The sequence below is a fragment of the Acidobacteriota bacterium genome, from assembly GCA_016716905.1.
Classification (GTDB): domain Bacteria; phylum Acidobacteriota; class Vicinamibacteria; order Vicinamibacterales; family SCN-69-37; genus SYFT01.
In genome coordinates this window covers 498,540-511,465 of the sequence record JADJUS010000004.1, presented here as the reverse complement: position 1 = coordinate 511,465, position 12,926 = coordinate 498,540, and the positions used below count along the sequence as shown (strand labels likewise).

The window sequence follows — 12,926 nt, the reverse complement described above, 5'->3', positions numbered from 1 at the left end:
CCTATCGCACGAACATGTTGCCCGCGGGGTGATTGGACCCGTGGATGGTGGAGTGGCAGGTCACACAGGAGCGCGCATAGACGCGCACACTCGTGGCCACCAGGCCAGCGTCATAAATCGTGCTGGGATGTCGCGTGGCCACATGGCAGCGTTGGCACAACGCCGGCGGCTTCGACACCAGCATGCGGTCGTTGGCAGAACCGTGTGCGTCGTGGCAGGTGGTGCAGCCTTCACGCGAGGGCGCGTGTTCCCACAGGAAGGGGCCGCGCTTGTCGGCGTGGCACGAGGTGCACGCGTCGGCCACCGAGTCGCCCTTGCGCAACAACTTCACGTTTGCCGACCCGTGGATGTTGTGGCACGTCGAACATTCCATCTTGCCTTCGCGCACCGGCATGTGGCCCGACCGATCAACCTTCGAGACCTTGTCGCGGTGGCACGACGCACAGACTTCCATCTGGCTGGCCTTCTTCAACGCGCCCTTGGGCGAAATCGGATTGTGCACGCTGTGGCACGTGGAGCACGCCACGCCGCGTGACTCGTGCTGGCTGCCATCCCACATGGCGTGTTCGCCGCGGCTATGGCACGTCGTGCAGGTCGCGTTGCTCTGCTCGGCCGTCATGGTCTTGAAAGAGAGCGGTTTGACGCTCACCGGGTCTTCGATATGTTTGCTGCCCGGTCCGTGGCAGCTTTCACAGCCCTGTGTGGCGGCGGGCGATCGCGGATCGACGGCGCGATTGTGCGGGGTCTCGGTGTACTTGGCCATGGCTGCGTCATGGCACGTGAGGCACGTCGCCTGGCCCACGTACGTGGCCCCGGCGGCGACCTGCGACTGGGCAGGAGTTACGACAACTGCGGATTTTTCCGCACTGGCGGGGGGTGCGCTGCTCTCGGGAATATTCGCCCGAATTGTGCCGAATGCCGCCAACCACACCACAAAAGCGCTGGCCATCCAGGCCTTTGGACCCAACCTGCGAATACGTTCTCCCATTTCATCCTCCAGACCGACGTTTACTCTGTGGCTCAACAAAGCAAGAACCGGGCCGAGGTTCGGACAACGGGCTGGTTGTTTGCCCTATTTCAGCGAGAATTTCTCAATCCGATACCGGATCTGGTCGCGATGCAGGCCGAGCAATTTGGCCGCCCGCGTCTGGTTGCCACCCGCGCGTTCAAGCGCCTGCACCACCAGGCTGCGTTCCACCTCTTCGAGATTCACGCCGCCGGGCGGCAGAGCGAAGCCCTCCTGGCCGCCTTCCGAAGACGAACCCGCCGCGCCCCGAATGGTTTCGAAGTCCCTGGGATCAAGCACGCCGTCCTCGGTCATCAGCACGGCCCGCTCCACCAGATTCCGAAGTTCGCGGACGTTGCCCGGCCACCCGTAGGCCTCCAGCAACTGCTCGGTCGCGGCAGTCATCCCCGGCACCGCGCGTTTGAACTCGCGTGCGAACGTCTCCACAAAGTGTTGCGCCAGCAACGCCGTATCGCTGCCGCGGTCGCGCAGCGGCGGAATCTCGATGCGAAGCACGTTGAGCCGGAAATAAAGGTCCTGGCGGAACTTGCCCGCCCGCACGGATTCCTCAAGGTTGCGATGGGTCGCGGCGATCACACGCACGTCCACGTGTACGTCGGCCGTCCCACCCACACGCCGAAACGTCTTCTCTTCCAGAAACCTCAGCAGCTTGGCCTGAAGGGCCGGGGTCATTTCACCGATCTCGTCCAGGAACACGGTGCCGTCGTCGGCCTGCTCAAGCAGACCGCGTTTCTGCTGCCTGGCGTCGGTAAACGCGCCACGCTCATGCCCGAACAACTCGGATTCCAGCAGCGTCTCTGCCAGAGCCGAACAGGTGATGTTCAGAAAGGGGCGCGCCGCACGATGGCTGGAGTAATGCACCACCTTGGCCACCAGATCCTTGCCGGTGCCGCTTTCGCCGGTGATCAGTACCGTCGAACCGGGGCTTGTGGCCACCTTCCGGACGAGCGCCTTGATGCGCTGCATCGGTTCAGACTCGCCAATGATGGAGGCCGGGCTATACGGCCGCGCCATGCCCTCACGAAGTGTGCGCAACTCCCGCCGCAGGCGCGTCGCCTCAAGTGCCCGGGTCACGCGCAGTGCCACATCGTCCAGATCGAAAGGCTTGGTGGCGTAGTCATACGCCCCGGCCTTCATGGCCTCGACCACGGTTTCCACGCCCTTGTGGGCCGTCAGCATGATCACCAGGATGTCCAGGTCGAGGTCGCGGAGCCGGCGCAACACGGCCAACCCATCCTCATCCGGAAGTTTGTAGTCGAGCAGGACCAGGTCCACGCCCTGCTCGGCACGGTCAATGGCCTCTGCGGCCGTGCCCGCCTCAGTCACGACATGACCGTCGGCGCGGAGCCGCTCGGCCAACGACCATCGAATCAGGGATTCATCATCAACAACGAGCACTCGTCGGGCGGACATGCACCGGCCAGTATAGAGCTACTCCGCCAGCCGCACCGCAGCGGCGTCAACCAGAGCCACCATCTCGACCACATCGAAGGGTTTGCCCACAAACGAGTGGACACCCACCTCACGAGCCTGAGTGGCGTCGTCGGCCGTACCGTGCGCGGTCATCACAATCATCGGGGCATCGGGCCGCAGGGCGCGCAACTCACGCACCAGGGAGAGGTCAGACACATCGGGCAGGCGCAGGTCCACGAGAATGACAAGCGGCTGACCATCAAGCGACCGGACAGCCGCGCGGGCTTCGGCGCCTGACGCCGCCTGCCGCACGGTCCACCCGGCATCCGTCAGCCCTTCCGACAACGACCAGCGAATCAGCGCTTCGTCGTCAACGACGAGCACGGTTCTGGGCATTATTCGGCGGCTCATGGGAAGAATTTCCTGCACATTTGGTCGGCTGCTACGCCACTTCTTCGGTAAATCGGGCCTCGATCGCGATCCTGATTCCCACTATATTCAAGGCTTGGGCCATGACTGACGCCACCACCGGTTCAACGAAAATGGAGCAGGCGCTCCAGCGATCCGTCAAGGACTTGGCCGACATCAAGTTCGCGCTCGACCAGTCGGCCATCGTGGCCACCACGGACGTGGACGGCACGATCACCTACGTCAACGACAAGTTCTGCGAGATCTCGAAGTACCCCCGCAATGCCCTGATCGGGCAGAACCACCGCCTTCTCAACTCGGGCCTGCACTCGACCGAGTTTTTTCGTGAGATGTATCAGACCATCGGCCGCGGGAGGGTCTGGCATGGCGAGCTGCGCAACCGGGCCCAGGACGGCAACGACTATTGGGTAGATACCACGATCGTCCCGTTCCTCGACGACCGCGGCAAGCCCTATCAATACGTTGCCATTCGATTCGATATCACGGAGCGGAAACGATCGGAGGCGGCACTGCGTGAGCAGAGCGCGCTCGCGCAGGTCGGCAAGATGGCGGCCGTAGTCGCACACGAAGTGCGCAATCCGCTCGCGGCCATCCGTGGCGCGCTCCAGGTCATTGGGCGGCGCGTGGACCCAGCCAGCCCCGAACACGGAATCATCCGCGAAGTGATTTCGCGGGTGGATGGACTGAACGACATCGTGCAGGACCTGCTGACGTATGCACGGCCACGCCCCCCGGTGCTGGCGCCTGTGCCTGTGCGTGAGTTGCTCGAGAGCACGGTGTCACTCGTCCGGCAGGATCCCATCTTTGCCGACATCGTCGTCACGCTTGCCGGCGTTGACGGGCACGACGATGTGATTACCGCCGATGTGCAGCAACTGCGCCAGGTGCTGTTGAATCTGCTGATCAACGGCGCCCAGGCTATGGAGGGACAGGGCCAGCTTCGCATCACCTGCGAGGCGTCGCAGGGCGGATGTGTGATCAGGATTCACGACGACGGACCCGGCATCAGTCGTGAAGCGCGCGACCACTTGTTTGAGCCCTTCTTCACCACCAAACATCGCGGTACGGGGCTTGGCCTGGCTATCGCCCGCCGCATCCTCGGCGCGCACGGTGGCACGTTGAATCTTGAGTGCCCTCCAAATGGGGGCACGGTCGCCGTTGTGTGGGCGCCTCATTTCAAATGAGGAAATGGGCGCAAAACGACCTCTGGGCAAAAACGACCTCTGAGGTAATTACCTTCTTGTTACCCGCGGTAATTACCTCAGAGGTCGTTTTTTGCTCAGAGGTCGTTTTGCCCGGTACGAACCTTGCTGTGAAAGATGGCGGAGGGTTTTATGGTCGCCATCCGCCACATCCTTGTTCCCACAGATTTCAGTGAGCCGGCCAGCGCGGCGCTCGACTATGCGCGGGCATTGGCCACCGAGTTCGGCAGCCACCTGCACCTGCTTCACGTGGTCCCCGAGCCCTATGTGTATCCGTGGGGCACGGAAATTTCCACGCTGCCCCTGGTTGACCTGCTGACGCAGTCAGAGGCGCTGGCCAGCACCCGGCTGGGCGAACTCATTCCCGCTGACCACGCTCCCGCGGGAGGACTGACCACGTCCACCGCCATCGGCACGCCGGTGGACCGCATCCTGGACTACATCGACACGAACCACATCGACCTGGTGGTCATCGGCACACACGGCCGAGGCGCGGTGGGACACCTGCTGCTGGGCAGCGTCGCCGAGCGCATTGTGCGGCGCTCACTCGCGCCTGTGCTGACGGTGAAAGGCGCACAGAAGAAATGAGCCTCCTCGTAGGGCGGCCTGGGTCTCAAGGCCGCCACTGTCTCGCGGCGTTGAAACCCACGCCGCGCTACGAAATGCGCGTCTCATTGACCGCCTCGCTCATTAATAAGTAATCCTCCGCGTCGCCGCAGCGGTGCGCGCGGCGCCCACACGCACCCGGATGTCGAGTGCATGTGCGCCGCGAGTCAGCACCCGCAGAGGATTGATGTCGAGTTCCTGAATCTCGGGACACACACTGACCAGCGCCGAGACGCGCAGGAGGGCGTCGCGCAGCGCCGGCACATCGGCAGGCGCGGAGCCGCGATGGCCCTTGAGCAGCGCCGCGCCGCGTAGAGACGCGATCATGTCGTCGGCGTCCCGTCCGGTCAGCGGATGCAGCCGGAAGTCGGCGTCGTGCAGCAACTCCGCGAGGATGCCACCGCTGGCGCACACCATGACCTGACCGAAGATCGGGTCGTCAGTGACGCCCACCAGCATCTCCACGCCACCACCGATCATCGCCTGCACCAGGCCACCCGTCATCGCACCGCCGTGGTCGGCCGCACCCAGGCGATCCGCCATCTCGGTCCATGCCTCGCGCACGGCGTCGTCGCCGATGAGGCCCACGCGCACGCCTCCCACTTCGGTCTTGTGCAGGATCGTGGGCCCAACGGCCTTGAGCACCACGGTGCCACCAATGGATCGCGCCGCAGCCACGGCCTCATCTGCCGACAGCGCCAGGATTGACGGCGGCACAGCGATGCCGGCAGCCACGGCCAGCCCTTGTGCCTCTTCCGGGGTCAGCCATCCGCCTCCCCGCGCCAGGCCCGCGTCGACGAGACGACGGGCGGCGACGCGATCGATGTCGGCATACTCGGGCGGTGGCTCCACCGGACTTCTGAGCCAGGCGCCATACTTCGCCGCCCTGGCCAGAGCCACGGCCGCGCTTTCGGGGAATTCGAACCGCGGAATCGGCGCCAGCAGACCCGTCGCGCTTTCGGCCGACATGAAGATACCGAGCACGGGTTTATCGGGCACCGTGAGCGCGGCTGCGCGAACCGCGCGAGCCACATCTTCCGCGTGAGTCACGAGCGGTGGAATAAAGATCACCAACACGGCGTCCACACGGTCGTCACGCAACACTGCCCGCAACGCCCGGCCATAACTCTCGGCGGATGCGGACGCGATCATGTCCACGGGGTTTCCCACCGAGGCCGCGGCCGGCAGAAACGATCGCAGTTCGGCCACGGTTGCATCCGACAGCGGCGGCAACTGCAGGCCCTGCGCCTCACACGCATCCGCCGCGAGAATGCCTGGGCCACCGGCGTTGGTCACAATCGCCACGCGCGACCCTCGCGGCACCGGCTGATGCGCGAGCAATGTCGCCACGTCGAACAGTTCTTCGAGCGTATTCGTGCGAATGACGCCGGCCTGCGCAAACAACGCGTCCACCACCACGTCACTCGACGCGAGGGCACCGGTGTGCGAGGAGGCGGCGCGCGCGCCCGACACCGACCGCCCAGACTTGACGGCCACGATCGGCTTCACGCGGGCCACGCGGCGGGCGATCTGGCTGAAGTTCCGCGGATTGCCGAAGCTCTCGAGATACAGGAGGATGACGCGGGTGTGCGGGTCGTCGGCCCAGTACTGAATCAGATCGTTGCTTGAAACATCCGCCTTGTTGCCGACAGAGACAAACGTCGAAATGCCGAGCCCCAATTGCCGGGCATAGTCGAGGATGGCCAGACCCAGCGCGCCGCTTTGTGTGGACATCGCGACGCCGCCCACCGGCGGATACACGGGAGAAAACGTGGCGTTGAGCCGCACGGCCGGATCGGTATTCAGCAGGCCCATGCAGTTCGGGCCCACCATGCGGACGCCGGCCTGCCGCACCGTATCGAGCAGCGTCGCTTCAAGAGCGCGCCCCTCAGCGCCCACCTCGCCGAACCCGGCTGAGATGACCACCAGCGCCTTCACGCCCTTGACGATGCACTGCTCCACCACGTCCAGCACGAGGGTCGCCGGAACCACGACCACCGCCAGATCCACTTCTCCGGGAATGTCACCCACGCGCGCGTAGGCTTGCCGCCCTTCGATCTCCCCGCCATCGGGATGCACCGGATAAACCGGCACCGCGCAGTCGGCCGCAAGCAGGTTGTGAAAGACCTCGCTGCCAATGCGCCCGCGTTCGCGATTCACTCCAATGACGGCCACGCCCACGGGTTCGAAGAACGATCGCATCGATGCCGACGCAGCCTCGCGGGCGCGCGCGGCACTCCGATCGAGAAACGCGGGCGTGGGCCCAAGACCGAGCGAGACGCACAACACGTCTGCGTGTGCATCATCGCGCTGGCTGACCTCAAACCCCGACGAGGCGAAGAGATCGACCACGGTGCGATCCCCGCGCGGCACCCAGGCCTCAAACGTCCGCACACCCTCGGACCGCGCCTGGGCAGCCAGCAACTCGAGCGCGCGGGTGCCAATGCCGCGCCCCTCGAACCCTGGCGCAACGGCCATCGCGACCTCGGCACGGTCCTCGCCAGTGGCCTCGGTGCGCCGATACCCGGCCACCACGTGCAACTGGCCCCCGACCTCGCCGACGATCACGTGCCCACGAGCGGGCGGCTCCACAGAGAGCGCGCTCAGCCAGTGGCCGTGAGAACCGGTCGGTGAAAGGAAGGTGACTGGGAGTCCCGCGCGATCGGAAAGTGTAGCGGGCCGCATGTGAAGGGTACTGCCATCTCGAAGCACGACGTCGGCAATCATTCCTACAGCGTATCCCTTGACGGTATGCGTGTGTCGGAGGACACTGAGTATTCATGACGGGGCCTGTCGTCTGCGGTGTCGATTTTTCCGACGATTCAAAACGTGCACTGCGCTGGGCCGACTTCATGGCACAACGCCTGGGCCAGCCGCTGGTCATCGTGCATGCCGTGGAACCGCTGCTCGCAAACGCGGCCCAGCTCGAATACGGCGCGGATGCCCTTGAAACCACCCTGCAGCCCGAACTGGATGCGTTTGTGGCCGCCGCCATCGGCGATGCCCGGCGCGGGCGCGCCGAGATTGCGACCGGCGAACCCGCCGGACTCCTGAACGGGACGGCGCTCGCGTCAGGCGCGGCGCTCATCGTGGTGGGCACCCAGGGCCTGGGACACGCGGGCCGCTTGTGGTTCGGCTCCACCACCACCCGGTTGCTGCGCGAAGCCGCCACGCCGGTGTTGGCTGTTCCTCGTGGCGCCGCAGCGCGGTCCGAAACCGGCCTGCATGTGGCCGAAATCATCGTCGGTACCGATTTCGGAGATGCGGCGAGTTCCGCCATAGCCGTCGCCGACGATTTGGGGCAACTGCTCGGTGTTCCGGTGACGGGGCTGCATGCGGTGCCCGAGCTGGCAGCCCCGGAGGGATGGAACGCGCTCGTGGCACAGGTGGTGGAGCGCGCGCGACGCGACGCACGGGTTCAGCTCGAGGCCAGCGTTCCGGCTCGATGGACGAACGATGTCCGGAGTGGGAACGCGGCTCAGATGCTGGTGGACGCCGCCTCCGGTCGTGACGCCCTCATCGTCGTCGGACTGGGCGGGAGCTCAGCCGGGCAGCGCCCAGGCACCACGGCCTATCGGGTTTTGCGTGATGCGGATGCGCCGGTGCTGGCCGTGCCGTCGCGCTGAAGTTTCCGCTCCCCCAGCCACCACGCGGGCTTGCTCACCCGCCGTAACCCAAATGGACTGACCGTGTAGGTCTCAAGGTGCGCGATCGCCTCATCGAGGTCATCGGTCACCTTCAGCAATTCGAGATCTGCCGCCCCCACCGCCCCTTCGCGCACCATTTCGCGCAAGAGCGCGAGATACGGCTCCCAGTATTTGATCCCAATCAGCACCACGGGAAAATTGGCGATCTTCTTCGTCTGAATCAAGGTCAACGCTTCGTTCAGTTCATCGAGTGTGCCCAGGCCGCCCGGCAGCACGATGAACGCATACGAGTACTTGAACAGCAGCACCTTGCGGACGAAGAAGTAGTGGCACGTCACCCAACGATCCAGGTACTTGTTGGGCGCCTGCTCCAAGGGCAGTTTGATGTTGCACCCCACCGAGAGACCGCCGTGATCGTGAGCGCCGCGATTGGCGGCCTCCATGAGGCCTGGACCGCCTCCCGTCATGACGGTGAAACCCATCGCGCTCACGCGCCGCCCCACCTCACGCGCCAGCGGGTAGTACGGGTGAGACTCGCCAAAACGCGCGGAGCCAAAGATCGCGATGCAGGGCCCGACAAACTGCAGGCGGCGAAAGCCGCGGACGAAGTCCGTCACGGCCCGCACCAACAGCATGAGATCACGCCACCGGGAGTTGGGGCCTTCGAGCAGGAGCCGGTCTGGCCGCTGTGAGTCGTCTATGGGAAGAGCCACGAACTGGTCCAATCTTCGCCGGTGCGGGTAAACAACCGGCGCTCGTGCAGGCGTCCGGTGCGTGCGGCCCAGAATTCAATGCGGTGCGGCACCAGCCGGAAGCCCGACCAGAACGGCGGCCGAGGCACGGGACGGGCCACGTATTTCGCGGCGACGGTTGCCACCCGCGCCCACAAGGTGGCCTGATCGGCGAGCGGTTCGCTCTGCCGGGAGGCCCAGGCGCCGATCTGGCTCTCGCGCGGACGGCTCGCGAAATACCGATCGGCCTCGTCGTCGGGCACCGGCACCACATCGCCTTCGATGCGCACCTGACGATCGAGCGGCCCCCAATACACGCACAAGGCGGCGTGCCGGCAAGCCTCAAGTTCATGACCCTTTCGGGATCGAAGATTGGTGAAGAAGGTAAAGCCGCGGGGGTCGGCGTACTGGATCAGGACCATTCGGCCTGACGGCCGGCCATCGTCACCCACGGTAGAAAGGCAGGCGGCTTTCGGGTCGAATCCGCCCCGAGAAGCCGCCTCGTCAAACCACTCTCGATAGTGTGCGATCGGATCAGTCACACCTTGACGTATATCACTTCCGCTTCACTCCCAGCTCGCCGAGCTTGCGTGCGAGGTCGTCGCCTGCAGTGCCGGTGCTGACTTGTTTGTCGATGAACAAGATCTTGCCGTTGGCCCCGATGTAGAAGGTCCACCGGCGCGCGGCGGTACCAGCCGGATTCAGGACGCCATACGCGGACGCCACGTTTTTTTCGGGGTTCGAAAGGATGGGAAAGTCCGCTTCGTGTTCTTTCGCAAAGCGGGTATTGGTCTCAATGTCGTCGAGGCTCACCATGAAGTAGGCGACATCAAACTGTCGAATCGTCTCGCCGCTCGCACGGAGCGACTTGCACTCGGCCGTTCAACCACCGGTGAAGGCCTTGGGAAACCAGGCCAGCACCACCGCCTTTCCCTTGAGCCCCGACAACTTGTAGGTCTTGCCGTCCGAGCCGGCCAACGACCAATCGGGGGCGACGTCTCCAACCTTCAGTTCCACGGCCGGAGCCGCGGTCTGGGCCGGCGCCGGAGTCTGAGCCTGGCCGACCGAAGCCAGACCTGTCACCATGAGCGACGCGGCCAATCCAAACAAAGTCACTTTCCGCATGTTGCGGGCCTCCTGTTCGCGCCTATCTTATCCCTTGCATGGCCAACTTCTACGAACGCTTCTCGGAAGCCGCGAGCCGTTTCTCGGCTCTCCCGGCGATCGAACTCCAGACCGCCGACCAGCTCAGGAGCACCACCTACGGCCAATTGGCGAAGGAATCGTCCGATTTCGCCGCGTGGTTGCACACGCAGGGTGTGGGGCCGAACGACCGGGTGGCGATCCTCGGCGACAACGACGCGCGATGGATCGCCGCCTACCTTGGCGTGCTGCGATTGGGCGCCATCGCTGTGCCGCTGGATACGGCCTACAAGGCCGCGCAGGTTCGCACGGTGATCGAAAATTCGGGCGCGCGTCTGATCTTCACGACCACGCGGTACGTGGAGACGGTTCGCAAGGCGGTGGAACCGTGGCAGGGGTTCCTCGTCAGCCTGCTCCATGAGCCCACGCCGCCAGGCGAGCCGCCGGCAGTGGTCGCGCGCGGTCCGAATGACGCCGCCGTGATCCTCTACACCTCGGGCACCACCGCCGACCCGAAAGGTGTGGTGCTCACACATGGGAACCTTGAGGCTGAGCGGCTGGCGGCATTCTCGGTGGTGGACGTCACCGATCGTGACGCCGTTCTTGGTGTGCTGCCGCTCTTCCACTCGCTGGCGCAGATGGCGAACCTCCTGTTGCCGCTGGCTGTCGGCGGGCGGGTGGTGTTCCTTGAAACCGTCAGTTCGACTTCGCTATTAGGGGCCCTGCAGACGCGCGGCATCACGATCCTCGCCTGCGTGCCGCAGTTCTTCTATCTCATCCATGAGCGCGTGATGTCGGAGGTGGGCAAGTCCAACGCCGTGCGTCGCACGCTCTTTCGCGTGTTGCTGCGCACGAACGACTGGCTGCGCACGCACACCGGGGTGAACCCCGGACGCCGGTGGTTTGCAAAGATCCATCGTGTGTTGGGACCGAACATGCGAGTGCTGGTGACCGGGGGCTCGAAGTTCGACCCGACCGTCGGGCGCAACCTGTATGGTCTGGGCTTCAACCTGCTCAACGCGTACGGCCTGACGGAAACCTCGGGCGGCGCGTGCATCATGCGACCGGGAGACAAGTACACGACGTCGGTCGGCCACCCGCTCAAGGGTGTCGAGATCAAGATCGCTCCACGCGAATCCGGCGAGGAAGCCCGTGAGCACGAGGATGGCGAGATCCTGATCCGCGGCCCCATCATCATGCGGGAATATTTCAACCGGCCCGATGCCACCGCCGAGACATTGCGCGACGGCTGGCTCTACACCGGCGACCTTGGCCGCCTTGATGCCGACGGCCGCCTGTACATCACGGGCCGGAAGAAGGAGATGATCGTACTGGCCTCGGGCAAGAACCTCTATCCCGAGGAGATCGAAGCGCACTACCGCGAGGCGCCAGTCATCAAGGAACTCTGCGTCCTCGGCTTCAACCGCAATGACGATGCCTCAGGAGAGCGGTTGCATGCGGTAATCGTGCCTGATGAACAGGTGCTGCGCGAGCGCGGCGTCGTGAATGTGCAGCAACTGGTGCGGTTTGAGGTGGAAGGCCGGTCGGTGCACCTGCCTCCGCACAAACGCATCCTCACGTACGACATCTGGATGGAACCCCTGCCGCGCACCACCACCGGCAAGATCCGCCGGCATCAAATCGAGAAGCGGTTGCGTGAAGAAGCGGTGACAGCTGAAGCGGCGGAGGCGCGGCCGTTGTCTCCCGAGGAGACGACGTGGCTGCAGACTCCGGCCCATGCCGCGGCCATGGCCACGATCAGCGCACGCATTCCACAAGTGGAGGTGCGGCCCGATGCCAATCTGGACCTGGACCTCGCGCTTGATTCGATGGAGCGCGTGGAGTTGTTGAGCTTGATTGAACAGCAGCACGGACGACGGGTTGCGCCGGAGGCTCGAGCGACGATCTTCACCGTACGGCAACTCGTGGACGCGGTGCTCGTCGCAACGCCTACGGCTGGCGCTGCCACTGACGCGACTGTGGACCAGTCCGACCACAGCAACCAGATGTGGGAGACGCTGCTCAACCAGCCTCCGGACCCCGAACATCACGCACAGTTGAGTCGATCGACATTCGGGCGGGCGCTGATCTTCTATGTGCTGATTCGGATCATCCGGCCGTTCTTCCGCCTCCGCGCGTCGGGGCAGCAGCACATCCCCCAGACGGGACCCTACATCCTGAGTCCCAATCACCAGTCGTATCTGGATGCGTTCCTGATGCTCGGCGTGGTGCCCTTCCGCACCCTGCGGCAGGTCTTCGCCGTAGGCGCTGCCGAGTATTACCAGACGCCGTTCATGAAGTGGGTGGCGCGATTCACCAATGTCATTCCGGTGGACTCCGACTCCAACCTCGAGAGCGCGATGCGCGCAGGCGCCACAGGGTTGCGGCTGGGCAAGGTGCTGATTCTGTTCCCCGAGGGCGAACGCACGATCGACGGCGAATTAAAGACCTTCAAGAAGGGCGCGCCGATTTTGTCTGCACACCTGAACGCGCCCATCGTACCCGTGGCCATGGACGGCCTGTTTGAACTGTGGCCGAGGAGCCGATCGTTTCAGTGGAAGCGACTGTGGCCGGGCGGGGGCGCTCGAGTGGTCATGCAGTTCAGCGAACCGCTCACCGTGGCGCGCGGGCAATATGCCGAGGGCACGGCAGCACTCCGCGCCGCCGTGGAACGGATGTACGCCGCCATTCGGCGCAAACCAACGACTGGGTAGCCGGCGTCCTAACG

General features: G+C 64.7%; 11 protein-coding genes. 4 read left to right on the top strand and 7 right to left on the bottom strand.

Annotated features, from left to right (window positions below; genetic code table 11):
* Position 1: 1 nt before the first annotated feature.
* The 3 genes from IPL75_06150 to IPL75_06140 form a co-directional block, all read right to left on the bottom strand.
* On the bottom strand, positions 2 to 949 hold the full coding sequence (locus IPL75_06150) for a DmsE family decaheme c-type cytochrome (protein ID MBK9239839.1): 948 nt from the start codon (positions 947 to 949) through the stop codon (positions 2 to 4).
* Positions 950 to 1,072: 123 nt separating this feature from the next.
* Positions 1,073 to 2,440, bottom strand: coding sequence for a sigma-54-dependent Fis family transcriptional regulator (locus tag IPL75_06145; protein ID MBK9239838.1), 1,368 nt, complete (start codon positions 2,438 to 2,440; stop codon positions 1,073 to 1,075).
* An 18-nt stretch (positions 2,441 to 2,458) separates the two neighbouring features.
* Positions 2,459 to 2,851, bottom strand: coding sequence for a response regulator (locus tag IPL75_06140; protein MBK9239837.1), 393 nt, complete (start codon positions 2,849 to 2,851; stop codon positions 2,459 to 2,461).
* A 101-nt stretch (positions 2,852 to 2,952) separates the two neighbouring features.
* On the opposite strand from IPL75_06140, the gene IPL75_06135 reads away from it, so the two are divergent.
* Complete coding sequence (locus IPL75_06135; GenBank protein MBK9239836.1) at positions 2,953 to 4,053, top strand: PAS domain S-box protein; 1,101 nt, start codon at positions 2,953 to 2,955, stop codon at positions 4,051 to 4,053.
* 150 nt (positions 4,054 to 4,203) lie between these two features.
* Positions 4,204 to 4,659 carry a universal stress protein gene (locus tag IPL75_06130; protein ID MBK9239835.1) on the top strand — a complete coding sequence of 152 codons (456 nt, stop codon included), beginning with the start codon at positions 4,204 to 4,206 and terminating at the stop codon, positions 4,657 to 4,659.
* A gap of 102 nt (positions 4,660 to 4,761) precedes the next feature.
* On the opposite strand, the gene IPL75_06125 is transcribed toward IPL75_06130, so the two are convergent.
* Positions 4,762 to 7,404: a GNAT family N-acetyltransferase gene (locus IPL75_06125; protein MBK9239834.1), complete on the bottom strand. Its 2,643-nt coding sequence runs from the start codon at positions 7,402 to 7,404 to the stop codon at positions 4,762 to 4,764.
* A 53-nt stretch (positions 7,405 to 7,457) separates the two neighbouring features.
* Between IPL75_06125 and IPL75_06120 the strand changes: the two genes are divergently transcribed.
* Positions 7,458 to 8,303 carry a universal stress protein gene (locus tag IPL75_06120; GenBank protein ID MBK9239833.1) on the top strand — a complete coding sequence of 282 codons (846 nt, stop codon included), beginning with the start codon at positions 7,458 to 7,460 and terminating at the stop codon, positions 8,301 to 8,303.
* On the opposite strand, the gene IPL75_06115 is transcribed toward IPL75_06120, so the two are convergent.
* The 3 genes from IPL75_06115 to IPL75_06105 all read right to left on the bottom strand — a co-directional run bounded on the left by IPL75_06115 (position 8,249) and on the right by IPL75_06105 (position 10,141).
* Complete coding sequence (locus IPL75_06115; protein ID MBK9239832.1) at positions 8,249 to 8,959, bottom strand: TIGR00730 family Rossman fold protein; 711 nt, start codon at positions 8,957 to 8,959, stop codon at positions 8,249 to 8,251. The two genes, IPL75_06120 and IPL75_06115, sit on opposite strands and share 55 nt — an antisense overlap.
* A 62-nt stretch (positions 8,960 to 9,021) precedes the next feature.
* A complete protein-coding gene (gene pdxH, locus IPL75_06110; GenBank protein ID MBK9239831.1) occupies positions 9,022 to 9,609 on the bottom strand; it encodes a pyridoxamine 5'-phosphate oxidase in 588 nt (195 codons plus the stop codon).
* A 1-nt stretch (position 9,610) separates the two neighbouring features.
* Positions 9,611 to 10,141: a redoxin domain-containing protein gene (locus IPL75_06105; GenBank protein MBK9239830.1), complete on the bottom strand. Its 531-nt coding sequence runs from the start codon at positions 10,139 to 10,141 to the stop codon at positions 9,611 to 9,613.
* A gap of 77 nt (positions 10,142 to 10,218) precedes the next feature.
* Between IPL75_06105 and IPL75_06100 the strand changes: the two genes are divergently transcribed.
* Positions 10,219 to 12,912: an AMP-binding protein gene (locus IPL75_06100; GenBank protein ID MBK9239829.1), complete on the top strand. Its 2,694-nt coding sequence runs from the start codon at positions 10,219 to 10,221 to the stop codon at positions 12,910 to 12,912.
* The last annotated feature ends 14 nt before the right edge of the window (positions 12,913 to 12,926 follow it).

Coding starts and splice junctions, on each gene's coding strand:
- IPL75_06100 (MBK9239829.1), top strand. CDS start 10,219: ATGGCCAACTTCTACGAACGCTTCTCGGAAGCCGCGAGCCGTTTCTCG.
- IPL75_06130 (MBK9239835.1), top strand. CDS start 4,204: ATGGTCGCCATCCGCCACATCCTTGTTCCCACAGATTTCAGTGAGCCG.
- IPL75_06125 (MBK9239834.1), bottom strand. CDS start 7,404: ATGATTGCCGACGTCGTGCTTCGAGATGGCAGTACCCTTCACATGCGG.
- IPL75_06150 (MBK9239839.1), bottom strand. CDS start 949: ATGGCCAGCGCTTTTGTGGTGTGGTTGGCGGCATTCGGCACAATTCGG.
- IPL75_06145 (MBK9239838.1), bottom strand. CDS start 2,440: ATGTCCGCCCGACGAGTGCTCGTTGTTGATGATGAATCCCTGATTCGA.
- IPL75_06140 (MBK9239837.1), bottom strand. CDS start 2,851: ATGAGCCGCCGAATAATGCCCAGAACCGTGCTCGTCGTTGACGACGAA.
- IPL75_06120 (MBK9239833.1), top strand. CDS start 7,458: ATGACGGGGCCTGTCGTCTGCGGTGTCGATTTTTCCGACGATTCAAAA.
- IPL75_06135 (MBK9239836.1), top strand. CDS start 2,953: ATGACTGACGCCACCACCGGTTCAACGAAAATGGAGCAGGCGCTCCAG.
- IPL75_06115 (MBK9239832.1), bottom strand. CDS start 8,959: ATGCTGTTGGTGCGGGCCGTGACGGACTTCGTCCGCGGCTTTCGCCGC.